At 37.7% G+C, this 24,530-nt stretch carries 20 protein-coding genes; 9 read left to right on the forward strand and 11 right to left on the reverse strand.

Features of this window, described 5'->3' with window-relative positions; translation table 11 throughout:
- Window positions 1–173: 173 nt before the first annotated feature.
- A complete protein-coding gene (locus F4V44_RS07270; RefSeq protein ID WP_150439342.1) occupies window positions 174–1,124 on the reverse strand; it encodes an L-threonine 3-dehydrogenase in 951 nt (316 codons plus the stop codon).
- Window positions 1,125–1,304: 180 nt separating this feature from the next.
- Between F4V44_RS07270 and F4V44_RS07275 the strand changes: the two genes are divergently transcribed.
- From F4V44_RS07275 to F4V44_RS07290, 4 genes are all read left to right on the forward strand, one after another.
- Window positions 1,305–1,496, forward strand: a complete 192-nt coding sequence (locus F4V44_RS07275; RefSeq protein WP_150439343.1) for a hypothetical protein — start codon at window positions 1,305–1,307, stop codon at window positions 1,494–1,496.
- Between the two features lie 203 nt (window positions 1,497–1,699).
- Window positions 1,700–2,611, forward strand: a complete 912-nt coding sequence (locus F4V44_RS07280) for a putative selenate ABC transporter substrate-binding protein (RefSeq protein WP_150439344.1) — start codon at window positions 1,700–1,702, stop codon at window positions 2,609–2,611.
- A 9-nt stretch (window positions 2,612–2,620) separates the two neighbouring features.
- The gene (locus tag F4V44_RS07285) at window positions 2,621–3,394 is read left to right on the forward strand and encodes a phosphonate ABC transporter ATP-binding protein (RefSeq protein WP_150439345.1); all 774 of its coding nucleotides are present in this window, start codon (window positions 2,621–2,623) and stop codon (window positions 3,392–3,394) included.
- Window positions 3,381–5,015, forward strand: a complete 1,635-nt coding sequence (locus tag F4V44_RS07290; RefSeq protein ID WP_150439346.1) for a PhnE/PtxC family ABC transporter permease — start codon at window positions 3,381–3,383, stop codon at window positions 5,013–5,015. The genes F4V44_RS07285 and F4V44_RS07290 overlap by 14 nt, the downstream gene beginning before the upstream one ends.
- 70 nt (window positions 5,016–5,085) lie before the next feature.
- Here F4V44_RS07290 and helD read toward each other — a convergent pair whose 3' ends face one another.
- Window positions 5,086–7,449 carry an RNA polymerase recycling motor HelD gene (gene helD / locus F4V44_RS07295; RefSeq protein WP_150439347.1) on the reverse strand — a complete coding sequence of 788 codons (2,364 nt, stop codon included), beginning with the start codon at window positions 7,447–7,449 and terminating at the stop codon, window positions 5,086–5,088.
- A gap of 37 nt (window positions 7,450–7,486) precedes the next feature.
- Complete coding sequence (locus F4V44_RS07300; protein ID WP_150439348.1) at window positions 7,487–7,714, reverse strand: group-specific protein; 228 nt, start codon at window positions 7,712–7,714, stop codon at window positions 7,487–7,489.
- Between the two features lie 254 nt (window positions 7,715–7,968).
- Here F4V44_RS07300 and F4V44_RS07305 point away from each other — a divergent pair, with 254 nt between their 5' ends.
- Entirely contained in the window at window positions 7,969–8,991 is a 1,023-nt protein-coding gene (locus F4V44_RS07305) for a M42 family metallopeptidase (RefSeq protein WP_150440081.1), read from the forward strand.
- A gap of 38 nt (window positions 8,992–9,029) precedes the next feature.
- Here the strand turns inward: F4V44_RS07305 and selB are convergent, their stop codons facing one another.
- The 4 genes from selB to F4V44_RS07325 all read right to left on the reverse strand — a co-directional run bounded on the left by selB (window position 9,030) and on the right by F4V44_RS07325 (window position 15,729).
- Window positions 9,030–10,910: a selenocysteine-specific translation elongation factor gene (gene selB / locus F4V44_RS07310; protein WP_150439349.1), complete on the reverse strand. Its 1,881-nt coding sequence runs from the start codon at window positions 10,908–10,910 to the stop codon at window positions 9,030–9,032.
- Window positions 10,911–11,080: 170 nt separating this feature from the next.
- Window positions 11,081–14,221 (reverse strand): AAA family ATPase, encoded by a 3,141-nt coding sequence (locus F4V44_RS07315; RefSeq protein ID WP_150439350.1) that lies wholly within the window; start codon window positions 14,219–14,221, stop codon window positions 11,081–11,083.
- Complete coding sequence (locus tag F4V44_RS07320) at window positions 14,218–15,363, reverse strand: exonuclease SbcCD subunit D (RefSeq protein ID WP_150439351.1); 1,146 nt, start codon at window positions 15,361–15,363, stop codon at window positions 14,218–14,220. Before F4V44_RS07320 ends, F4V44_RS07315 begins: the two co-directional genes overlap by 4 nt.
- Window positions 15,364–15,528: 165 nt before the next feature.
- Entirely contained in the window at window positions 15,529–15,729 is a 201-nt protein-coding gene (locus F4V44_RS07325; RefSeq protein ID WP_150439352.1) for a cold-shock protein, read from the reverse strand.
- Window positions 15,730–16,065: 336 nt separating this feature from the next.
- Here F4V44_RS07325 and F4V44_RS07330 point away from each other — a divergent pair, with 336 nt between their 5' ends.
- Window positions 16,066–16,638 (forward strand): CotY/CotZ family spore coat protein, encoded by a 573-nt coding sequence (locus F4V44_RS07330; RefSeq protein ID WP_150439353.1) that lies wholly within the window; start codon window positions 16,066–16,068, stop codon window positions 16,636–16,638.
- A 128-nt stretch (window positions 16,639–16,766) separates the two neighbouring features.
- Here F4V44_RS07330 and F4V44_RS07335 read toward each other — a convergent pair whose 3' ends face one another.
- Both F4V44_RS07335 and F4V44_RS07340 read right to left on the reverse strand, forming a co-directional pair.
- The gene (locus F4V44_RS07335; protein ID WP_150439354.1) at window positions 16,767–17,150 is read right to left on the reverse strand and encodes a hypothetical protein; all 384 of its coding nucleotides are present in this window, start codon (window positions 17,148–17,150) and stop codon (window positions 16,767–16,769) included.
- A 19-nt stretch (window positions 17,151–17,169) separates the two neighbouring features.
- Complete coding sequence (locus tag F4V44_RS07340) at window positions 17,170–18,360, reverse strand: ParM/StbA family protein (protein WP_150439355.1); 1,191 nt, start codon at window positions 18,358–18,360, stop codon at window positions 17,170–17,172.
- A gap of 186 nt (window positions 18,361–18,546) precedes the next feature.
- Here F4V44_RS07340 and F4V44_RS07345 point away from each other — a divergent pair, with 186 nt between their 5' ends.
- From F4V44_RS07345 to F4V44_RS07355, 3 genes are all read left to right on the forward strand, one after another.
- Window positions 18,547–19,347: a CsxC family protein gene (locus F4V44_RS07345; RefSeq protein WP_150439356.1), complete on the forward strand. Its 801-nt coding sequence runs from the start codon at window positions 18,547–18,549 to the stop codon at window positions 19,345–19,347.
- Window positions 19,348–19,652: 305 nt separating this feature from the next.
- On the forward strand, window positions 19,653–20,453 hold the full coding sequence (locus F4V44_RS07350; RefSeq protein WP_150439357.1) for a CsxC family protein: 801 nt from the start codon (window positions 19,653–19,655) through the stop codon (window positions 20,451–20,453).
- Window positions 20,454–20,586: 133 nt separating this feature from the next.
- Window positions 20,587–21,957 carry a hypothetical protein gene (locus F4V44_RS07355; protein ID WP_150439358.1) on the forward strand — a complete coding sequence of 457 codons (1,371 nt, stop codon included), beginning with the start codon at window positions 20,587–20,589 and terminating at the stop codon, window positions 21,955–21,957.
- 152 nt (window positions 21,958–22,109) lie between these two features.
- Here F4V44_RS07355 and F4V44_RS07360 read toward each other — a convergent pair whose 3' ends face one another.
- Window positions 22,110–22,943: a CsxC family protein gene (locus F4V44_RS07360; protein WP_150439359.1), complete on the reverse strand. Its 834-nt coding sequence runs from the start codon at window positions 22,941–22,943 to the stop codon at window positions 22,110–22,112.
- A 213-nt stretch (window positions 22,944–23,156) separates the two neighbouring features.
- A complete protein-coding gene (megL, locus tag F4V44_RS07365; protein ID WP_150439360.1) occupies window positions 23,157–24,341 on the reverse strand; it encodes a methionine gamma-lyase in 1,185 nt (394 codons plus the stop codon).
- Window positions 24,342–24,530: the final 189 nt, after the last annotated feature.

Consider the following 24,530-nt stretch of genomic DNA (forward strand, 5'->3'; position numbering starts at 1 on the left):
GAATATATTACAAATTTACACGAAATTCGACTTTTTGTCTAATTATAGTTTTTTGGGAAACGCTTAATTTATTGAAAATATTTTTTGTAATTCTGTTGAACTTAGCATACTCATATAAATGTCAAATCATGTGCCTTCTTTTTACAAAATAACCATATGGCTGATAGCTCTCATTATGGTGTAAGCTTATTTGATAATTTCTCAATCATATCCTTCGTCATTTTTGTTAAATCATATTGTACGGTAAAACCCCAGTCATTCATCGCAGCGCTTGCATCAATACAATCGGGCCAGCTGTCAGCTATTCCCTGCCTGATTGGGTCCATTTTATAATCTATCGTAAAAATCGGAATATGTTTCTTAATTTCTGATGCCAGTTCTTCTGGTGAAAAACTCATACTTGTAACATTATAAGCATTGCGATGCTTAAGCGTGGAGGGGTCTGCCTCCATAAGGTCTATGATTGCTTGCAGCGCATCAGGCATATACATCATATCAATATACGTTTCTTTTCTCAGATAGGATGTATAATGACCTTTTAAAATGGCATCATAAAATATTTCCACGGCATAATCTGTTGTTCCGCCCCCTGGTAGAGTGGCATGGGAAATTAAGCCAGGAAACCTTAATCCCCTTGTATCGACACCATATTTATGAAAATAGTATTCAGACAAAAGTTCTCCTGCTACCTTATTTACTCCATACATGGTTACAGGACGCAGGCTTGTTACTTGGGGTGTCATTATTTTGGGTGCTGATGGACCAAATACACCAATCGAACTTGGCGTAAAAAATTTGGACTGCGTTTCTCTTGCCGTCTCTAATGCATTTAGTAATCCACCCATATTAAGATGCCAAGCTAATAGCGGATTCCTCTCTGCAACAGCGGATAAAAGAGCCGCTAAATGGATAATCGTATCTGCCTGAAACGTTCTCGCAGCTTCGCTGAATCTTTTCCTATCCGTTACATCAAGAAGTTCAAATGGTCCTGACCTAACAACATCTGAATCATTTTTTCTAATATCTGATGCCAACACATGGTCTTCGCCATAGAGTTTTCGCATAAAAAGAGTCAATTCCGAACCAATCTGACCCAGTGCACCTGTAATCATGATTCGCTTCATATTTAAATCCACTCCATTCTTAACGTGGAATACCAAAATAAAAAGGTTATTATAAAGAAAAATCTTGTATGATGATGAGATGAGTAACTTTATAAAAGTAAGGTAAGAATAAATGAGCTTATCGGCTTCTAACACCTGAAAAAACGATGAAGGACGTCTTAAAGGATGCTTTTCTTTCCATTGTATGAACAAGAAAACAAACTGAACCAAGTAACAGCTAAAATGACTGTGGCAACACCGGAAGAACTGAAACGTGCCTTAACAGCATCTAAAGGTATCATTGTACTTATTTTCCACGAACTTGAATTTTATGAGAGCTGGATTACAAAAATATGGAATGTGGAGGACTGGTCACAAAATCTCGTTAACTAGCTCTGAATTTTTAATAGGTTTGGCAAACTTGCTTCATTCCACCGAAAAAAACCGGTGGAATTTTTATTAAAACGAAAAAAACGATAGATTACACACATATATATCGATTAAATGAATAGTAATTAATAGATATTTTCTATTCGAAACTAAACTATTTTAGTACAATAACAAAAGGTACATAGAATTCAATTGGAGGCTGTATAATGAAAAATTTGTTTACAGCAGGCATTACCCTGCTACTATTATTATTACTTACTGCCTGTTCGGCTAAAGAAGAAGCGGAACAAAATGATGCTGCTGCAGAGCCTGGAACAGAAAAAACAGAAGAAGTATTTAAAATTGGGGCCATTCCTGACCAAAACGCGGCTGATATGAATAGAAGTTTAAGCAAATTAGCAGATTATTTAAGTGAGAAAACAGACCTTAAAGTCGAATATGTTCCATCCGTTGATTATGCTGCACTTGTAACGGCTTTTGAACGCGGTGAAATTCAATTAGCTTGGTTTGGCGGACTTACAGGTGTGCAGGCCAGAAACGTTGTGCCTGACGCTGAAGCCATTGCCCAAAGACCAATGGATGAGGAATTCCATTCTGTTTTTATTGCAGGTACAAACACCAACATTAAAAGTCTTGAAGACTTAAAGGGCCAAAGCTTTACATTTGGCAGTGAAAGCTCTACATCCGGTCACTTAATGCCGCGTTATTTCTTAGAGGAAGCTGGCATTGACCCTGAAAAGGATTTTGACGGTCAGCCGAATTATTCCGGCTCGCATGACAAAACCTATAAATTAGTAGAATCCGGTTCTATGAAGGCCGGTGTACTAAACATCTCTGTATGGGAAGCTGCAGTGGCAGAAAAGAAAGTAGATACAAATAAAGTCGACGTTTTCTATACAACACCAAGCTACTATGATTATCATTGGACAATTAATTTAGTGGATGAAAAATTTGGAGAAGGAACAAAGCAAAAGGTAACCGATGCCCTGCTTTCTATTAACAGCACAGATCAACCGGAAATCATGGAACTGTTCCAATCAGATAAATTTATTCCAACGAAAAATGATAATTATAAAGCCATTGAACAGGTTGCCAAGGAAGTTGGTATTATTAAATAGAAGGTGAAGATGTTGTCGTCATCAACAGAAATGATTACAGTAAAAAACATATCGAAATACTATGAGCGGAAGATAGCGTTATCTTCCCTTTCTTTTTCTATCAATAAAGGAGAATTAGTCGCCTTGATTGGACCAAGCGGCGCAGGTAAAACAACCCTGCTAAATACCCTTGCTACAATCGTCAAACCTGATGAAGGATTCTTGACCATTACTGGAATCCCTTTTGAAAAACTAACCAATCGCAAGTTATTGGCTAAAAAAATTGGCATCATTAGACAGCAATTCGATCTTGTCGGACAGCTTTCTGTTATTCATAATGTGTTAGCAGGCAGACTCGCAGACTGGGGATTGTTTAAATCATTGTTGTCACTTCTTCTCCCTCAGGAAAAAGAGGCTGCCCTAAAAGCGTTAGAAAGAGTCGGCCTTTCTGATAAGAAACTCGAACAAACGGCAAAATTATCCGGCGGTGAACAGCAGCGTGTGGCATTAGCCCGCCTCCTCCTGCAAAAACCAGAAATTATCTTAGCAGATGAACCCGTCGCTTCCTTAGACCCTGCACGTGCGGAAGACATTCTTTCAATGCTGACAACACTTGTCAAAGAGGAAAATCAAACATTAGTTACCAGTCTTCATTCCGTAGAATACGCTAGGAAGTATTTTACAAGAATTATTGCCATAAAGAACGGTCAAGTTTTTTTTGATTTACCTGTCCATGAAGTAAGTGATAGCTTATTAGCCCATCTTTATCAGCTTAAGGAGCAGTCAGATCATGATGAATCTTAAGTATACGCTCCAATTGCAGCGAAAAAACATCTTATCGTTTTTTTTAGCGGCGATTTTTATTTGGAGCTTATTCGCTGTGAAGTGGAGTGAGGATTTGGTCCACTCTGGAGGCTTAGCTACGATTCAGCAAGTCGCTTTAGCTCTCTTCAACCCAAATCTATCTCCAACGATTATTCAATTAGCACTCGAATCTACATGGATTACATTGGCTTATGCTGTTTGCGGGATGACCTTAGCCATCGTTATTGCTTTTTTCTTTGGAATTTTTGCCTCAGGGATCATGTTTGATCACACCGGGCCAAAGCTTGTTTTCAAATGGGTTTTCCGTGGTATTCTAGGGTTTTTGAGAGCCATCCACGAACTTGTTTGGGCCTTGATCTTTGTCGCTATGTTCGGCCTTTCTCCCCTTTCTGCCATTTTAGCTTTAGGCATTCCGTATGGCGGGATATTAGGTCGCATACTAGCTGATATGCTGAACGATATTCCAGAAGAACCGATTCAGGCACTCCGGGCATCCGGTGCTTCTAAACTTCAATGTCTTCTCTATGGATATTTTCCTCTCGTTCGTGCAAATATTATTAGCTATACGATGTACCGTTTTGAATGTGCCATCCGCTCATCAGCCATTATGAGCTTTGTCGGTTTAGGTGGTCTTGGATTTCAAATCCAATTATCTTTAAATGACTTAAAATATGATGAAGTATGGACATTTCTCTTCTTTTTAATCGGGATTGTCGTGCTTGTCGATAGCTGGAGTGTCCATGTTCGAAAAGGAATTCACGAAGCCAAAAAAGGCTTCACCTTTGTCAGCTTTTCTTTTTTCTTTACCATCCTATTGCTTATTTCATCATGGTGGTTTATTTTTTCTTATGAGCAGGCAAGTCTAAAAGATTTATTCTCCGAAAAAAATGCCTTTTATGCACAGAAGTTTTTTGCCGGTTTATTCGGAATAGGGGCAGAGAACACGCCTGCTTTTTTACAACTCGAAGCTTGGAAAGAAGCGCTCAAGCTTACCTATGAAACGTTAAGAATGAGCGTCTTGGCAATAGGAATCTCAACAATTGCTATGTTTTTAACCGTAATCCCAGCTGCAAGAAATATTGCTGACGGTTCCCTTACATTAATTAGGAAATGGTACGCTTGGCTATTGTTTGGCTTCATACGCATTTTGTATATTTTCAGCCGTGCAATCCCAGAACTCGTTTGGGCCATGATTATTATCTTTATATTAAAACCTGGGATTTTACCTGGTGCCATTGCACTCGCGCTTCATAACTTTGGCATTTTAGGGAAGCTGTGTGCAGAGGTGATTGAAGATTTAGATGAGCGGCCAGTGCGAAATCTTGCCTCATGCGGCGCGTCGAAAAGTCAAATGCTTTTATATGGTGTGCTGCCAGCAGTGATGCCTAAATTTTTAATGTATATATTATACCGCTGGGAGGTTATCATGCGGACAACGATTGTTGTTGGCTTTGTTGGTGCCGGCGGCTTGGGTCAGCAATTTAAAATGAGTCTGAGCTTCTTTCATTATACGGATGTTTCACTGCTGCTCTTGTGCTACTGTATTCTTGTTTTGATTGCTGATTTGCTATCAGAAGCAGCCCGAAAAGCAGCAAAATAAAGAAATTCTCCATTATGTATAAAAAAGGAAAGCCACATAGGTTTACATGCGGCTTTCCTTTTTTATGTTTCTACAACTTTCTTTCCTGCAGCTTCATATTTTCATAATTTTCTAACACATCATAAGTGGTTTCCGGCTGTCTTGAAATAAACATACTCTCTGTACCAAGCGAATATAAATGTAACTCATGCATGGCTCTCGTACAAGAGGTATAAAATAATTCGCGTTCCATTTCCCTTCCATAATTTTTCTGGGACGCATTATACATAATAACAGCATCAAACTCGATCCCTTTTGCTAAATAAGCTGGAATAAACACAAGCCCTTTTTCATAATGGATGGAGCCCTTTTCCATTAGATATCCATCAATCTGGTCGGCTAATGCTAAAAAGGCCTGCTTTGCTTCATTTGCATTTTTACCAATAACAGCAATCGTTTGATAGCCTCTATGACGCAATTTGTGAATACGCTCAAGAACTTTCCACTTTAAATCCTGTTCATCAGATACGATGGTTAATGTCGGTTTTCTTCCTTCACGGTTAAACGGCTCAATTTTATCTCCGTCAAGGACGAGACCTCTCGTAAATTCCACAATTTGTTTTGTAGAACGATAACTTTTAGTCAAAACAATCGTTTCTTTCTCTGAATCAGGATCCTCTTGAAAGATATTCACCATATCCTTGGAATGAAGAAAAATGGCTTGGTTCATATCCCCTAGCAAAGTCATTTTACTATAAGGAAACAATTCCTTTAAATAAGCAAATTGAAAGGGTGAATAATCCTGTGCTTCATCAATAAAAACATGACGAATACTTAAGTTCACCTTTTTCCCTTCAATCCGTTCTTTTAAATACAAAAATGGAGTCGCATCCTCATAACTAAGAATATTTTTTTGAAGGGCTGTTATCGAAATTTGACAAATTTGCTCCCACTCAGCTGGCAGCTCTTGAGTAAAAGGAATCTGCTCAGTAAATATCTGCTGATAAATCTTTTTCATATCAATAAATCGAAGCTGTTTTACACTGCGGATGAGCGGCTTCATTTCACGATTTACCACTTGTTTAACAAGAAATTTCTTTTCCTCTTCAAAATCATTAAACGTATCTTTTTTGTATCGATGTTTTTTCTTATAAGCATTGAAAGCTGCTAAATAATCCTCCTTCTCTAAAAGTTGGATTTCCTCTTCTACCCAGCTCTTTTTTTGTTCTTTTTTCGCCTGCGTCCTTAAGCATTTTATAATCCAATCCTGAACGATTTGTATCCGATTAGCAATTGACATCTTCATATCCAGCTGATAAAACTGATCCAGAATATCCATTTTGGAAACAATCACCCTGCCGCGGAAAAAGATATTTTTAAAGTAAAGCCCCCCAAGATGAATCGAATCAAGAAACGAATCAATATAATCTTTAAATGAAAGACTGCCCTTAAAACGAATGCTTGCCATTCTCGTATGATAATACGCAGATGATTCTTCATTAAGTAAAAATTCCAGTTGTGAAAATGAATCTTCCACCCTGTAATGAGAGCCTAATTGACTGTCCAAATATTCTTGAAAAGTTGTCTGCTTCATATTTTCTTCACCCAGTTCGGGAAGCACGGTTGACACATAGCTGTTAAACAAGGGATTCGGCGAAAATAGCATGATATTTTCAGAGGCAAGCGTTTCACGGTAACGGTACAGCAAATAAGCAACCCGCTGCAGGGCTGCAGATGTTTTCCCGCTTCCTGCAACACCCTGTACAACAAGTAATTTGCTTTTTTCATTGCGGATAATCCGATTCTGTTCTTTTTGAATGGTTGCCACAATGCTTTTCATTTGTGTGGTTGCATTAGAACCGAGCACTTCCTGAAGCAGTTCATCTCCTATTGTGATGCCAGTATCAAACATAGATATCATTTTGCCGTTCCTGATAATAAACTGCCGTTTTAAGGTCATTTCACCGGATATCATCCCCTCAGGTGTTACATAAGAGGCAGGACCTGGAGGAAAATCATAATAAAGACTTGATATCGGTGCGCGCCAATCATAAATAAGAAAGTGTTCCTCATTTCGATCCATGAAAGAGGCAATCCCTAAATAAACAGATTCAACCTCTTCTCCCTCTTCTTTAAAATCAATCCGGCCAAAATAAGGAGAATCCTTTAATCGGGCTAATGTCTTTAAACGCTTATGAATCTGACCATGACTGCGTTCCCGTTCTGATAATAGCTCTGCTTGCTGCTTTATACTTGTAAAGGTTTCGATAACATCATCAGGTTCATCCAGGTTAACTGTTACATCCTGCCAAAATGTTTTTCTAAGCTCAAGAGCATCTGATTTGACATCACTGCCTCGATTGTGCAGTTTCTTTATTGCATGATCGATTTCAACAATCATCTGATCAATCCGCTCTTTTTCCTGGCGAATTTCCTTCTCTTCTTCATTATTCATAAGACCACTCCTACAAAACAAGCGTCACCGGTTATACCTATTTTAATAACAGAAGAATTTGCTTGTTTCTCTCTTGTTGTTCTTCTTCAGATGATAGATCGTATTTTTTTAGCAAATGAAACATTTCATTTAGCTCCGCTTGGGTTGGCTCTCCCGAAAAAAAGCCGGCGAATCTTGTATTTATTTCTTCCGGTAAAAACAAGCGTTGTGATTCATATTTATTCTTTACATCTTCCCTGCTGTGATCTAATTTACAATTACTCATTCCTACATTCCCCTTTATATTCAATTTTCAGTATAAATGTTATTTTCTACTAACATCACTCAAATTATAAAGGTCTTACCCTATACTATCAAATGTAAACGTAATTAGTCGGTTTCTTTGTTCATTTATCTGACTTTCCGAACTCCAGCAAGGTGATTCTTATTAACTTTTGCAATTAGAGGTATACTTATTACGAAAGTCTGTTATATAGAAAGGAGAGATTATTTTTGTCCATACAAAATCATAGTGAGACAATGAAACTATTAGAAGACCTTCTAAGGATTCCAAGTCCATCAGGAAATACTTACGAAATCATTTCTTTTATCGAGGATTATTTAAAAGAACTGAAAATTGAATCAAAACGAAACCGAAAAGGCGGACTGATTGCCACATTAAAAGGGCGTGATTCACTTCATCATCGGATGCTGACCGCTCACGTGGATACCCTTGGGGCGATGGTCAAAGAAATTAAAGGTGATGGCCGCTTAAAGCTCGATTTGATTGGGGGCTTTAAATTCAACTCCATTGAAGGAGAATATTGTACAATTGAAACGTCTTCCGGCTTCAAATACTCCGGTACGATTCTCATGCACCAAACATCTGTCCACGTCTATAAGGATGCTGATAAAAAAGAAAGAAATCAGGAAAATATGGAGATTAGAATCGATGAAAAGGTGCATTCTGCTGAAGATGTTCGTGCACTGGGCATCGAAGTAGGAGATTTTGTTTCTTTCGACCCTCGTGTTGAAATGACCCCATCTGGATTTATTAAGTCAAGACATTTAGATGATAAAGCCAGTGTTGCGATTCTTTTGCAGCTGCTGAAAAGAATTCAAACGGAAAATATCACATTGCCCTATACAACTCATATCCTTATTTCAAATAATGAAGAAATCGGCTACGGCGGGAATTCAAATATCACTCCTGAAACCGTTGAATTTTTAGCCGTTGATATGGGGGCAATGGGCGATGGACAATCAACAGATGAATATACAGTGTCTATTTGTACTAAGGATGCTAGCGGGCCGTATCATTATGAGCTAAGAAAACGACTTGTCAAACTTGCACAGGAAAATGGAATCCAATACAAACTCGACATCTATCCGTTCTATGGTTCGGATGCCTCAGCAGCCCTCCGTGCAGGACATGATATTATTCATGGTTTAATAGGACCTGGAATTGATTCTTCCCATGCGTTTGAACGAACACATCAACAAGCACTCGAACAGACAGCCCAGCTGCTATACTATTATGTACAGTCTGAAATGATACTTTAATAAAAAAAGCCGGCAGACCGGCTTTTTCCTTTTTACCACTATATCCAAACTCGTTTATTGTCCGCTCTTTTTGTTAATCGAAGCTGATCAAGCTTTTCGAGGAATGGAATCATTAGCTTTCTTGACAGTCCAAGAATTTGCTTTGCTTCTCCAATATCAAATTCGGATTTTGTTTCCGTTTTCAGCCTTTGTACCGCAACCTTAAAAATATCCCCATGCCAGTAATACTGTTCATCAAGAGAAACGATTTTTCCTTCTTCTTCAAGAAAATGCTTAATATCATTGATCAAATAATCAGGAATACCCTCATTTTTAAAATAATCGATTACATAATAAACTTGATATTTATCTTGTTGCATCTTTACTAGCACATTTTCTGTTCGCTTCTGCCAGTTTTTTGGAACATGAGGAATAAATGTAGATAAAGAAACAAATTGCCCTTTTTTCAGCAATTGGTTTCTTTTTACCCCGGAATCTAGTACATATTCTAACAATGCTTTTGGGAATTCCTTTTGTAATGGATGGAAAAGCTCTGCTTTATTCACCCCAGTCTTCATTGGATACTGTGAATGATAATAGGAAATCTTGTCGATGAATTCTTCTAAGAGCGTTTCAATAATCGATTGCAGAGTATATTCCTTCTTTGAGATCAGAACAAACTCCTCACCGGTTAACTCGGTTAAGATGGATTCTTCAGACAGAGAAGTCATTGTGATCAATTCTGATAAGGCCAGACATTTCCCTTCAACAAGGGCCGCCGTGATCCTTTCCTTTGCTGTACCAATTTTTTTCTGCTCCATTTGCTCAATCGTACGATAACCAAATTTATATTTTTCACCACGCGGTTCAATCACCCAGCCGCCGCCGATTGTTTCCTTTGGTGTCGGCCTTCTTAGAATAAAACGGTCACCACGCTTCGTGACAATTTCTTCATCAAGCCTTAGTTGGCAAAGTACCTCGTCATTTTCCGTTTCAATTGAATTACGGTCAAAAAAGACAATTCTCCCCATTACTTCCGCTGTGCCAATGTGGCATTTTATCGGCATCCGCTGTTTCACAATATAATCTAAATCACTAACAACTTGCATCGCAACATCAATTGTTTTCGTGACAATAAAATGCTCTGAAGAAACAAGAACATCTCCTCGTTCCAACTCTTCTTTTGTTACACCTGAAAGATTGAGTGCTGCTCTTTGCCCGGCAAATACATTCTGAACAAGTTGATGATGGACTTGAATTTGCCTAACCCGTACCGACAGACCTTTTGGCAATATAGTTAATACTTGGCCTTCTGAAACAGCTCCTTCGTAGACCGTTCCCCTTACGACCGTTCCTTGTCCTTTAACGGTAAAAACCTGATCGATAGGCAGCCGGAAAGCACCGCGAATATCACGCATTTCCTGTTCTTTTAAGGTGACAATGATTTGCGACTTTAATTCTTCCACTCCCTTATGTGAAACGCTATCCACGAGAACATACGGGGCATTTTCAAAAACCGTACTTTTTAATTCATCAAATATTTCTTCTTTGACTATTTCAATTAGTTCTTCATCTACTCTGTCAATCTTTGTAATAGCAATAATACCCGTTTTTACGCCAAGAAACTTTAAAATTTCAAGATGCTCCCTTGTTTGAGGCATGACACCCTCATCTGCGGCCACAACTAGAACAACCAAATCAATACCGGCAACACCGGCAATCATTTGCCTGATAAATCGTTCATGACCTGGTACATCGACAACTGAAATTTGAATTTCATCATCCTCATATAATGGTGCAAAACCAAGCTCAATCGAAATATTCCGTTCCTTTTCTTCCTTTAACCGATCTGTATCTACATTTGTCAATGCCTTCGTAAGCGTTGTTTTTCCATGATCAATATGTCCAGCCATACCAATTGTAAAATACCGTTTATTCACCTGAAGCCACCTGCTTTTATTTGCGTTTTTATTATTATAACATGTTGACCTAATTGAAAACCTATCCTAACGTTCTGAGGAACCTTAACACCAAATATTCCTTTCCTGCTTTGATATTTCAAACAAAAAAAGCATACAAGGATGAAAAACAACCCTTGTATGCATAATCATCAGCCATTTAAAAAGTGGAATTCTGTTGTGCTCCCGCTTTTTGTTGCCATCACTTCAAGTCTGGCATCTATTCGTTCCTTTAACTCAGGCACATGCGAAATAATGCCAACAAGACGGCCGCTTGATTGGATATCAATAAGGGCTTCAATCGATTGATCTAATGATTCTGGGTCAAGAGTTCCGAACCCTTCATCAATAAACATGGTTTCCAGTGACACACCGCCGGCATACTGCTGAACAATATCTGCCAGCCCTAATGCCAATGAAAGAGAAGCCTTAAAGCTTTCACCGCCAGAAAGTGTTTTGACATGACGCTCTTGGCCTGTATATTGGTCAAAAACAAGTAATTCCAAGCCGCTTTGAACATTTCCTTTGGAACGATCCGTTTTACGATTCAGCTCATAGCGCCCGCTTGTCATTTTCTTAAGACGTTCATTTGCTTCACGCAGAATATCGTCAAGAAATGCCGCCAAAACATATCGTTCAAATGTAATCCGCTGATTATTTTGTCCCTTCGCCATCTCATATAGATGACCAATTAATTCGTACTTTTCTTCGAGAGATTTTATACCATCGTTAATCATTTCAACTTTTTCTGCGATATGCTCATCTTCTGCTTTTCTTACAAACAGCTGATTATAACGATTTTGTATGGCTAGAATCTCGCTCTTAATCATTTCAAATGCGGCGTTCAACTCAGCGAGATCAGGTTCTTTTATGTCAGAGAGTACTTTGTCCAATTCTTCATATCGATCTTTTACTGAGCGGAATTCTTCATGGTAGAAACGAACCTCCTGCTGCAGCTGCATGATTTCTTGCTCGCTTTTCTTCGCTTTCTCATAAGCAGTGTACCCTATAAAACCTTGTTCCTCCAATTTCAACTTAAACTTTTCACGTTCAACTTTCAACTTTTGCTCTGCTTGAGCTGTTTGTTTTTCTGCTTCCTCAAAGCGGGCTGTTTCGGAAAGAAGCATTTCGTTTGTCCTCTGGTAGTTTAGCTGTACGTGTTCATATCGTTTCATTAACTCTTCATACTGTTGTACAACCCTTTGCAGCTCAGTTTCAAACGCAGGGATGGTTTGTAATTGTTGCGGAATTTTATCCTTCATTTGTGAAAGGACAGTATTTTTTTCTGTAAATTGGATGGTTAGGCGATTCATTTTTTCGATTATACTTGCGAGATAATCATTTGTTTGTTTTATTTCCTGCTCGTACTTTTCTAACTGGTTCCCGATTATTTCCAATCTTTTCTTTTGCTTCTGCAACTGCTCCTGTCTTACCCGAAGCTGTAGTATTTCATCCCCCACGGTGTTCTTTACCAAATCCAATTCGTTTACCGAGAATTCACCACGTTCGTTTGCAATACTCTTTAATAGTTCTTTTACGCTTTCTTCTAATGTCTTTTCAGCTGCTTGGGCTTTAATAAGGGATGATTCAGCCTGACGCTTTTCTGCTTCCGCTTCAGTCCTCTGCTGCTTAGCCACTTTTAAGTCCTCTTCAGATGGAATGTCCCCTTTAGTATTAAGAGCCAGGTTCGGATGGTTCGTTGATCCGCAAACAGGACATTCTTCACCATTTTGCAGTTTATTCGCTAAAATAGCAGCTTGACCATGTAGCCATTTTTGCTCCAGCTCCTGGACAAGGACCATAGAATCCTCATAACGGGAATGAGTACTCTCGAATAGACCTGCCTTATGCTGGCAATCACGTTGAGCTTGAAGATACCTGTTATACTGCTGTTCGCATTTCACGATTTGTTCGTATACATGCTCAAGCTTGTCCATTTTTCGTTCATTTTCAAAGTACGTCATTTGCTCTTCATCCAGCTGCTTTTTTTCTGCCTGTATTGCTTGAACAGCCTGTTCCATTGCTTTGATTCGCTCTTCGCTGCTCTTCTTAGAAAAAGATACCTCCTGCAGTTGTTTATCAAGACGATCTACTTCCTGACTGAACAAAGAAAGCGAGCGGACCTCCTCTTCCATTTGCTTTAATCGATTAACTGTCTCTAAGTGGTCTTGGCGTTCAGTCTCTTTTTCTTTCTCTTGCTTTAACCTTATTTCCCACTCAGTATATGAGCTTGTTAATTCTTCTTTTTTTGCCAGAATGGATTCTTGATTTGCTTTTGCGCCGTCAAGCTCACGCTTTAAACGATGGCATAATTCTTCCTGATTTGTCAGCACTGCCGCTTTTTGAGCTAAGGTAATAAGATTTTCTTTCCCTTCAACAGCCTGCTTTTGATCTTCAAGCTCAAGTTTTCTTTTCTTTAGTTCTTTACGAGCCTGCAGTTGTTTCATGATGGCTTCACCTTCAAACAACTGCTGCTGTATCTTATCCTTTTCAGCTTCCTTTATTTGTGTTTCGTTAGTCAGCCTAGTTAGTTCACTATTTAACAATTCTATTTCTTCCTTCAATAAGGGAAGAATTTTTACATCATTATGGCGATCCTCAAGAAGTGCAGTTCTAAGCTCTTCATGTAAAAAAGCCTGAATACGGCCCAGCGTTTGATTTCGTTCATTTTTTTGGCTTTCAACAGCGTTTTTCAGCTCTAACGCTTCTTCTTTAAGCTTATCTTCAACCTTTTTATAAATTTCAGTATGAAATAGGCGTTGAAGTATCGTTTCTTTTTCTTTACTATCAGATGTCAACAGCTTACGGAATTCGCCTTGTGGAATCATGAGAATCTGCCGGAATTGATTACTGTCTATCAGCATGATTTCTTTTATTTTCACATCAACATCACGAACATTTGAAGCAAGTATCTGGAATTTCCCCGTTTCATCCGCTACATATAGTTCTGCCTTTGCCCCAATCGTTGTATAACCTTCCCCGCGGTCTTTTTTCTTTTCCTGCTGTGGCGACCTTCTTATTAAGTATATCTTGTTACGCAGACTAAACTCGAGTTCTACTTCTGTTAAAAGATCCGAACTGGCAAATTGGCTGCGGAGATCCGTCCCATTCCGATCCTCTCCGCTTGCTTTACCATAAATAGCATAGCTGATTCCATCAAAAATAGTCGTTTTCCCAGCACCTGTTTTCCCTGAAATCACAAACATGGTCCGTGACCCGAGCTTAGTGAAATCAATTTCCTCTTTAGCAGCGTATGGGCCAAATGCCTGCATCGTTATTTTTAACGGTCTCATTTTGCCACCTCTTCCTTTAACACCTTTCCAATGACCTCACTTATAACCTTGCGCTTGTCTTCAGTAAACTCAAGTGTAGTTATATCTTTATAGAATTTTTCAAATAACTCAAGCTCAGACTTTTTGTGTTCCTTTATTATTTCAAGCTGGTGTTTTTTCTTCTGATCGGTTAAGTGAATTTTTCTCTCAAGATGGAGGACATTCGGATAGACTTGGCGCAGTTTTCCGATTGGATCAAGCAATGCCCCTTCATCAAGCAAAGTTACTTTTAAATAATCATCGACCTTTTCATGCTGATAAACCCCTGGATCTAAGAGTTGTTCAAGAGTACCTTCTAATTCACGCATATCATTTCTCGGAGATAAAGAACGATACCTTATATCAAACTGACCCTTTTCATCTATTTCAATAATTGAGACAGATTTTTTTTGTTTAGCTTCTGAAAATGAATATTTCATTAACGACCCTGAATACTTGACTGATTGATGTTTGATTGCATCCGGACTATGCAAATGCCCAAGTGCTGTATAGGAAAATGGTTCAAAAAGATCAACAGACACACAGCCTGAACCGCCAACTGACAGAGTTCTTTCAGAATCACTTGTTGCCCCTCCTAATACAAAGGCATGGCCGACAAACACATTTGGTTCATGACTATTTATGTTTTTTTCGATTTGATCAATTATTGTTTTCATCGCATCCTGATGAGTATGAATCGTATCATCATCAAATAATTGCCGCACAATCCCTGGTTCTGCGTAAGGAACTAAGTAAAAATTAACCCCCTTAATTGATACTGGAAGAAGCTCTTTCGAAAGCTTTCCGGCTAAATAAAATTGGCTGTTACGATACCATGAACTACCGAATGAAAGACGCTCTGCACTATCATGATTACCCGATATCGCGACAACCGGAATGTTTAATTCAACATTTATTTTAAATAAAACCTCATCTAATAACTCAACTGCTTCTGTCGGAGGAACTGAACGATCATACAGATCTCCTGCAATAACAACCGCATCCGGTTTTTCTTCTTCTACTAGACTAACGAATTGGTTCAATATAAAACGTTGGTCTTCTGTCATATAAATTCCGTGTACCAATTTCCCTAAATGCCAATCAGCTGTATGAATAAATTTCAATCCGCTTCACCTCTATTTCTCTCTTCTCGCATTCTTTTATTATAGCAAAATTAAGAATGCACAAGTGAGCCTAATTATGGTATCACTTCATTCTAAGTTTATGTAGTGCCTAACACTAAAAAACAGCTCAACCATTGGTTGAGCTGTTTATATGAGTATATTAAATTATAATTTTGTTACGTTAGCAGCTTGTGGTCCACGAGCACCTTCAACTACTTCAAAAGATACTTCTTGACCTTCTTCTAGAGTTTTGAAACCTTCTGATTGGATAGCAGAGTAATGAACAAATACATCATTTCCATCTTCAGCTTCGATAAATCCGAAACCTTTTTCTGAGTTAAACCATTTTACTTTACCGTTTTTCATGAAAAAAAATCCTCCTATTGGCTGTTAAGCCATATAAAATTCACCATTTACAACGTTGATAGTTTCACTTTCATTACTCATCCAAACAAAGGTCAAACCTGTGAATAAGCAGCATGCAATTATCTAACACGATGCATAACGGTTACATAAAATTTATCATTTTCAGTCTAGAATGTCAAGATTTAGCAGGGGTAAAAACCCTATTATATTAAGGATGTAAGCCCTCTCAGGAGCAATTCTCGCAGCAGAAAAAGTTCATTGATTCGGGCTCGATTCTCACGCAATAAAACAATCATTTTCATAATGTAAATTATAAAAAGTTAAGGAGTGTTAAAAATGGACAGGTATCGTTCATATCGAGAACACGATGACAAGAATCGCTTTTTTTCTCCTTATCGGTATGAAAGCAGCGACGATCATTGTATGGATACGCGCGAAAAAAAAGATGATCGCAAAAGTTGTGTAAAGGATATATTAAAAGCCATCCTCCATGCCCAAAAAGAAGTTGAAAAACAAAAAATGGAACATCGTTCAAGCTGTAAATCGTGCTTCGATGACCTTTTTGCGGAAAAGAAAAAAGAAATAAAGAAAAATACGATTCCATTTATTCTTTATAATGAGGACTGCAAGCCATTTAAAGCCATAGGCGTAATGGAATATACCTGTCAGCAAACAAAACAAACGAAACTGTCCTGCGTATCATCCTATATTCTTAAAATAAAAGAATTGGATGATAATTGTGCTGTTCTTGAACTACTAGTCTTCAAACATGACCATAGAACACAAAATGTCTGCTGTCAGATTAACCATAAGGAAGCTAAGGACCTAGTTGGTACGGGCATATGCATTACGGTTGACTTATCCTGTTTTTGTGCTGTTTCTTGCTTGCCTGCTGCTTGTTTACATTAATACAATAAAAGCTGATCATAATGAGGATGGCTGCTGCATTTATTCATTTCCAGCAATTTTCTTCCTAGACTGTTATATTGTTAAATCAATAACCGCCATTATGAATCAGCTTTTCTTATGAATAACCTTTATCCTCCAAAAGCCTCTAGAATTTCCTCTAATTCTTTTAAATCGACATCGATATCTGTCTTTAATGGTTTCTGCTGTTGATTAACTTTTTGCTTGTTAAGTTTATTCAACGGCCCCGCAGGCATTTCCTTAAGCATTTTTTTTATTTCTGACAACTCATATAATATTTCATCATTGCCTCCGCCGCTCCCTTTCTTGGGATGCAAATAACTGGTAAGAGCTGACATGACTAGATGAACAAGAGTACTGTTATCCGCATGGTATTCGATCTGCTCTTGGACTTTTTGCGATACAGCATAGGATTCGCCTGATTTTACATCAATGAATTTCTCAGGAATCATAATCGCCACTTTGTTGACGTAATCTGTGTGAATTTTCGACATTTCCGTCACCTTCTACCTTCTACACCTTAACGGTTTCATAATCAATTGCACTTACTTGATCTTTCTTTAATTGATTCATTTTCGCGAGAATCATCAGACCGAGAACATTCAGCTTCTCCATATCTTCAGGGAAAAAGAGTTGAATGGGTCGACCCCTCTCAGCCCATTTGACAGCTGCCTGTTGAATTTGTTTTTTAGCTAATTTTGCCGCACCGCCGACTGCAATATATCTAGCAGCACCTTTTATCTCAGTCGAGCTGCTTCTAACACGATCAAAATACTCCAGATACTTAATAGCCATTGCGCGTAACTGAGGAATAATATATTTACTTATATCTTTTTTGACTCCTGCAAACGGCTCTACATACCATTCTGATTGTCCTTTAGCCAATTTCTCCTCTAACTCGGAACGAGAATCAAAGCGATATAATTCATTTTTGTTTACCTTTTGAATAATAAGATCAAGAAACTGATTGATTCCAAAGGGTTCTCCTTCAACAGAAGCTACAGGTTTATTGTTTTTGATACCGACAAAATCGACTGTATCCCCGCCTAAATCACCGATAATAACACCTTTAAGAGAGTCCTTCACAATTGAATCATCTCTAATACCCAGCGTATCCTGATCCCTTGTTAGTCCAAGGTAAGCACAGGCTCCTTCAGCACCAATGACAACATCATGAACATGAAGTTTGACTGTTACCTCTTTCGGCTCTTCGACTCCTGGCACCTTATGGAAGATAACGGTATGAGTACCTATTAACCGCTTTTTGAATAAGTCTTTTTTCTCTTTATACTGCGTAGTGGGCAAGGAAGCAGCTAATTGATCGATGTGATAATTGATTTCTGTTTCTTCTTGATTGACTAACACTGCATGATAGGCTGCTAGACCAAATAATAGAATATAAGTACGATCTTCATCCACCTTCTGATTATTAATAGCCGTTAAACTAACATCTCTCTGTTTCGCTGCGCTTTTACCAATATAATAAACTTCCCGTTTGTCAACAATCGCATGACTTTTGATTTCAATGATTAAATTCTCTTCAAAATTGATATCTTCATCGTCATATGGCTTTTCATAATATTCTTCATCAAACAAAGCTAATGCATTTGGGATTTGGTATTCATTTATCATCCCTGAATCAGAAGCTATCGCTTTGTACCAGCTGTTTCCAATATCAACAGCAAGAAAATGTTGGTTATTCATCGGGTATCAACCTCCTTCTGAATCTTATGCAAGATGGGCATTTTGTGGTGCAAGTACCTATTATTGAAAATGCTCATTCGGTTTTCTGTCTAAATTCCACGTTTATACTGATTCATATATCTAAGCGGAGAATGTACACATGCATAGGATGAATGGAAGATAGAAATCAAGGAGGAATTATAAAAAATGAGCGAAGATCATAAAAAAGAGTGTATAGATTTAAATATTTCTTCAACGTTAGATGAAGTTGTAAGTGTGGAAAGTGATCCAATTGTAGTCCCAGCACCCGGTCCTGTCCTTATGCATGTACCTGTTACACTTGCACAAAGAACTGTCAGTACGACGTTAAGTGCTAATATTCATTTTGACGACCCTGTTTTAGAAATCAAGGATGTGAAGAAAAGAGTCAAAATTATTCAATGCAGTCTGATGCTGCGTCCTACTGATGACCCTGAAGAAGTTTTTGATCTTGAACCTGCACATTTATTTATCAGAGGATTTGTCAGAAAGAATTTTCAATATGCATCACCGACCTATCGTGCTTCAGACAATTGTGTATCTTCCGAAATGAGATCACATACCATTGATATACCGTTTGAAATATCAACAATCATTCCAGCAGCTGATTTTATTTCACCGCCACAGCGTCCGTTATTAAATACTCGTTCTGAATTTGATTTCTTTCGCTCACAAAAATTAGGCAAAGGGTTCCCGGAAAAAGATCGCTTCCTTTCAAGCGACCTTTCCCAATTCCATCAAATAAGTACACAGCATTACAATCAATTTCCATTCTGTGAGCTTATTTCAAGTGAAATAACTGAATGGGATGAAGCAATCGACCGCAAACCTCTTCATGGAGAGGCACCATTTGAGGAAGGTTATTTCCATGATATGGTGGAGAAAATGTTCCTAACATTCACAATTAAAGTATTACAAAATCAACAGGCATTTGTGACTGTTGCACCGACACCGCCTACAACTTTATAATTAGAGAACTTAGAAAAGGATATTAGTAATTAACCGGCATTATCATGTTTACTCGAAACAGTAGCATGATAATGCTGTTTATTGCCTATTTTATTTATTCATTTATATTCTCATTTTAATTATAGGTTCCTCCGTTCCTTCGGTTCTTTAATAAATAAATTTTTCAATATGGAAAAACATAGTGAAATCATCGTTCAGGGCGTTTTCACTTGTTTTTGTGTGGTTGTCTCTGGGCGAATGCCCATACATAGTCTTTTGTACGGCATAGAATACACTATTCTGAAGCCCTGAGGAGGAAGATAATTATGTCAGATTATAAAAAACACAACCATGATTGTGATGAACACTGCGATTGTGAAAAAAATACAAAACATCATTATCCGCATGTTTCAATTGGAAAAATCGTTACAAAGGTTCCTGTCGTTTTAGCTGAGCTTGATTTACAAGTGGATAAAACACACGTAACTATATTTCAAGAGCCTGTATTAGAAATAAAAGATGTAAAGAAACGGTTAGTCATTACTCAATGCCGTCTATTACTGCCAACCAATAAATTATTTATTAAAGGCTTTATTCGGAAAAATATCCAATATGCAACACCAATTAATCAATCTGGAACGACAGTGGTCATTTCTTCAACGAATACACCGCAGGAAAGCCCTAGTATTCAATCGAGCATTCTATCTCAAACAGAACATATACCTTTTGAATTAATTACTGAAGTAAAAGATTTCATTTCATCACCTGTCATGCCGGAGAATAACAAACGCCAAGAATTTGATTTCTTTGTATCACAGCCATTACCGATGGGACATCCTGAAAAAGACGAACTGTTATCAAGTGATCTTTCTCAATTCCATCAAGAAAGCAAGCAGCACTATAATGAACTTCCGTTCTGTGAACTGCTTTCAAGCAAAATCATTGAATGGGATGAAGCTCTCGACAGAGAAGGTGATCTTTTTTCAAATAATCTATTAGATGAAGGAACTTTTACAAGATCTGAATCTAAAATGGTGATTTATTTCAAGGTAAAAATTCTTCAAAATCAACAGATTCGTGTATCCTCTACAACTAATGATCATGACTGGGATCATGATTGTGATTGAAGGAGAACATTAAATTAGTAAAGGGATTATACAACCAAGGTCTGTATAATTCCCTTTCAAGCTGTTGTAAACATTCTTTACGAGAAGGAGGTGTGCGGAAAGGAGGCTACTATAGCAGCCCTTCCTGTTAAAAATGAAAAAAGGGAGAAGAAACGTACCCTATCCTCCATATCAGTATCAGCCACTTTCATCCCCCTACAACTATCCGATGATGGGTTTTAGGGGTTACGACTATGCAAATAATGATTATGCTATTAACAATCGGTATGCTAATAGAACAGAAAAAAAGACTGAAGAAACAAATCATACATCTGCTGCACAGGAGAGTACAAAAGAAAAGGCAGTGACAAATAGGCTTGCAGGTCCTAAGCTTTTCGAACCTCCAGTTGTTAACGATTTTGAAATAAAGGGAGTAAAATCGGAAAAAAAAGAGCAGCTTCATAAAGAAACGAAGAATCTTTATGAAAAAGTAAAACCACATCTAGACGAAAGACCTATAACACAAAAATCCGATCAAGCTACCGATAAAAAAGACTCTAAGTTGATAGATAGAGAGTTTTCTTTCATTAAAAATGGGTTCCATGAAAAGAAAATAGAACCAAGGAAGCGTAATCAATCAGATATAAATGAAGGTGAATCTTCAGTTGATGAAGAATTAGTTGATCAATTTATATCCATGCTTGAAGAGTCCTCTTCGATTGATGAAGCTTCAAACAAAGAGGAACCATTTCAAAATAGGAAGTTTTTTTTCAATTACAACGAATCCTCTTCGATTGATGAAGAATCTAGTTCCATTGAATATGAAGTTCCTTTATTTGAGGAATCCTCGTCCATACAAGATGAGTCCTCTTCACTATTCTTTGAATCTTCTAGTTTTGAGGAATCCTCCTCTAGTTTTGAAGTTTCATTAGAAGAGGAATCCTCCTTCTTTGACTGTGAATCATCTTCAATGGATGAATACAATCAATCTGATGTACAGAAAAACGCACTGCCAATCGTTAAGATGCCTGTTGTACTAAGCAATGTTGAAATTGAGATCGACATATTTGACTCATTTCTTCTTCATTTTCCTATAAGAGAAATAACAAAGGTTGACTGGAGCGTTTATTCATTAGAATGCCAAGTCCCGTTACCATCACGAAGTCTTTTTGTTAAAGGAGTCCTCCTTGCCACTATTGAGTATGTAGAGAATGATCAAAAAGGGTCACTACAAACAATTACCATGCGGGTTCCATTCAGTACTACTAAAAATGTTGAATGGCTTGTTACACCTGAATTACCAAGGAGTTATCGTTCAGAGTTGACGTACCAGGAACATGAAAACATTCAATTTCATCAAGAGTTTTCAGAGCAGTATGCTCATCCTATTCAGTCAGAATTAAAAAACTTTCATATCATTTGGCACAATGAATTTATGTCTGAAAATGAACTCCTTAACGTTCAAGGGAGAGTACGTTTATTCATTCATCTACTACAACACCAGTATATAAAACTGACAAACTAAAGTATTAAACTTTATTAACTCATCAAAAATCCATCCTGATTCAAATCTGGATGGATTTTTTTACTTGGTAAACCCCCTTATAATAAACAGCCTCTTTTCTGTCTATTAAAAGGGGATTTACGACATAATCAAGCATATAAAAATATTAAAGGTTATGATTTATAGTTGTTGTTATATTTGTTGTCATTCTTGTTGTTGTCATCTTTGTCGTCATTATTGTCATTTTTGTTGTTGTCCTTGTAGTATTTAGAGTATTTTGAGTCCTTATCATCAACAAATACTTTTTGCATTTGAGATAAGCGAAGGAACAATCTGATTTCTGCTTTTTCAATAATCCTTGAAAATCTTCCGAATCTGTCAACATCTTTAAATAGATCAATCTCTCTGACTTTTGTACCTAGAAGCGTACATTCAATCGGCTCATTGAAAGTCTCAAAGGTTTCAGAACCGGATACAAATGGATTTGCACCATGTCCTTTCTTACCCATTTCACGATACTCATAAAGAGAGGACTTTTGACTGAATTCAATATCCTCTTGCCCAAATGGGCTCATAATTGGATTATCAAGTTCTACTGTTTTGACAGTTGAAAATTCAACATCCACCCTTAAATCTCTAACATTTGATGACGCACCAGTAATAAATTGAATATTCTTATGGAGAATTCCTGTTATGAATAATTTTACAGTGTTCGGACAATAAGAGGAAGGAACTGCTTTACATTGAGTTAATGTAACATTTTTCCGAATAGATTTAATTTCTAGGACACGATCTGGCAAAGGAATTTCTGCTTCTACATCAATTTCCAAATCAATATCTGCTAAAGGTACAGATGCATTTAGAAAAGGATAATCAAGCTTTACTCCAGTTTTCCATGGCGCGATTGGCATAAGATCAGAACCAACCGTTTTTCCTTCAACAAAAAATGAACTAGTACCTCCACCAGTATGATTTCGACTTCTATAGTAGCTGCTATTTTTTCTCATAAAAAAATCACTCCTTAACATATTTATCAAAAGAATTTAGAAGGGTTTAGCATTAAACCCATCACACTCTTTTCTTTCGACTTACTATTGTATATGCGTAGAAACTAAATCTGTATGGACAATGGTTGATAGACTTTTACCTATTTTTTAAATAAAAAAGGACAGCCACACATTTTGGAAACGGTGAGCTGTCCTTTTTCATTCATTATTTGTCTAAATTTTAGCAAAAGCCTGTTCCAAATCCTCTTTTATATCCTCCCATGCTTCTAGTCCTACACTTAAGCGAACTAGGTTATCTTCTATGCCCATTTTTATTCGTTCTCCAGCTGGAACCGTTGAATGGGTCATTGTCGCTGGATGCTGAATAAGCGTCTCAGCATCTCCAAGACTGACTGCAATTTTGATTAACTGCAAATGATTCATAAACAATTGTGCTGTTGCTTTTGATCCTTTTATCGCAAATGAGATCATGCCGCCCGACCGATTCATTTGCTTTTTCATAATCGGATAATCTGGATGCTGACTATCACCTGGAAAATAAATCGCTTCTACCTTTGGATGATTTTCTAGAAATGCAAACAGTTTCTCTGCATTATCACAGTGACGGTCCATTCTTACTGGCAGGGTTTTCAATCCTCTTAATAACAACCAGGCATCAAAGGGAGAAAGGATACCGCCGACGTCCTTTTGTGTTGTGCGGGAAATCAGCTCCATACACTCTTTACTGCCCGATGCTAATCCGGCTATGACATCACCATGTCCACATATATACTTTGTTGCGCTGTGAATAACAATATCACAACCAAATGATAGCGGGGTTTGTAAATAGGGAGAACAGAATGTATTATCTACAACGACTGGAATACCTTTTGCCTTGGCAATATGAGCAACCATTTGTAAATCAACAAGCTTCATGGTTGGATTAATCGGAGTTTCAATATAAATGCAGGCTGTATTTGGTTGGATGCTTCGTTCAAGCTCTTCTGTTGAATCCATAAGAGAAAAATCATGATTAATCTGATATTTTTGCTTTAATATTTGAAGAAGTCCGTAGGTACAGCCATAGACACCTTTTGAGCAAAGGATATGATCTCCGGTTTTTGTTAAAGCCATTAAAACAGAAGATACTGCTGCCATACCGGAAGCAAAGGCTAATGCAGCCTCCCCCTTCTCTAGTGCTGCCATTCGCTCTTCAAGTATTTTTACAGTTGGGTTCCCTAACCGTGAGTATATGAAGCCTTCTTCAGCACCGGAAAATCGCCGTTCACCCTGCTCTGCATTTGCAAACGTAAATGTTGATGTTTGATAGATGGGAGGAACTAAACTGTTCTCATGTTCATCTGTTTGATATCCCAAATGAATGACTTCCGTTTCGAACCGTATTTTTTTATCTTTCACATTGTCCCCTCCTGCGGTTATCTTGCTGATTAACTATTTCCCATATCATATGATGAAAGAACCTATTTTGTATGTCATTTCATCTTTTTTCCCTACGATAAAAACAGAGTAAAATCATCCGTCATTCCTATCTAATAAAAAAAAGTAAAGGGATATTCAAATAGAAGCTGATTTCATCTCGTTTCTACA

The sequence above is a fragment of the Niallia endozanthoxylica genome, assembly GCF_008710145.1.
GTDB classification, from domain to species: Bacteria; Bacillota; Bacilli; order Bacillales; family Cytobacillaceae; genus Bacillus_BD; species Bacillus_BD endozanthoxylica.

Excerpts from the sequence above, each read along its gene's own strand:
- F4V44_RS07270 (WP_150439342.1), bottom strand. The coding sequence starts at position 1,124 with ATGAAGCGAATCATGATTACAGGTGCACTGGGTCAGATTGGTTCGGAA.
- F4V44_RS07280 (WP_150439344.1), top strand. The coding sequence starts at position 1,700 with ATGAAAAATTTGTTTACAGCAGGCATTACCCTGCTACTATTATTATTA.
- F4V44_RS07285 (WP_150439345.1), top strand. The coding sequence starts at position 2,621 with ATGTTGTCGTCATCAACAGAAATGATTACAGTAAAAAACATATCGAAA.
- F4V44_RS07290 (WP_150439346.1), top strand. The coding sequence starts at position 3,381 with ATGATGAATCTTAAGTATACGCTCCAATTGCAGCGAAAAAACATCTTA.
- helD (WP_150439347.1), bottom strand. The coding sequence starts at position 7,449 with ATGAATAATGAAGAAGAGAAGGAAATTCGCCAGGAAAAAGAGCGGATT.
- F4V44_RS07300 (WP_150439348.1), bottom strand. The coding sequence starts at position 7,714 with ATGAGTAATTGTAAATTAGATCACAGCAGGGAAGATGTAAAGAATAAA.
- F4V44_RS07305 (WP_150440081.1), top strand. The coding sequence starts at position 7,969 with ATGAAACTATTAGAAGACCTTCTAAGGATTCCAAGTCCATCAGGAAAT.
- F4V44_RS07315 (WP_150439350.1), bottom strand. The coding sequence starts at position 14,221 with ATGAGACCGTTAAAAATAACGATGCAGGCATTTGGCCCATACGCTGCT.
- F4V44_RS07325 (WP_150439352.1), bottom strand. The coding sequence starts at position 15,729 with ATGAAAAACGGTAAAGTAAAATGGTTTAACTCAGAAAAAGGTTTCGGA.
- F4V44_RS07330 (WP_150439353.1), top strand. The coding sequence starts at position 16,066 with ATGGACAGGTATCGTTCATATCGAGAACACGATGACAAGAATCGCTTT.
- F4V44_RS07335 (WP_150439354.1), bottom strand. The coding sequence starts at position 17,150 with ATGTCGAAAATTCACACAGATTACGTCAACAAAGTGGCGATTATGATT.
- F4V44_RS07340 (WP_150439355.1), bottom strand. The coding sequence starts at position 18,360 with ATGAATAACCAACATTTTCTTGCTGTTGATATTGGAAACAGCTGGTAC.
- F4V44_RS07345 (WP_150439356.1), top strand. The coding sequence starts at position 18,547 with ATGAGCGAAGATCATAAAAAAGAGTGTATAGATTTAAATATTTCTTCA.
- F4V44_RS07350 (WP_150439357.1), top strand. The coding sequence starts at position 19,653 with ATGTCAGATTATAAAAAACACAACCATGATTGTGATGAACACTGCGAT.
- F4V44_RS07355 (WP_150439358.1), top strand. The coding sequence starts at position 20,587 with ATGAAAAAAGGGAGAAGAAACGTACCCTATCCTCCATATCAGTATCAG.
- F4V44_RS07360 (WP_150439359.1), bottom strand. The coding sequence starts at position 22,943 with ATGAGAAAAAATAGCAGCTACTATAGAAGTCGAAATCATACTGGTGGA.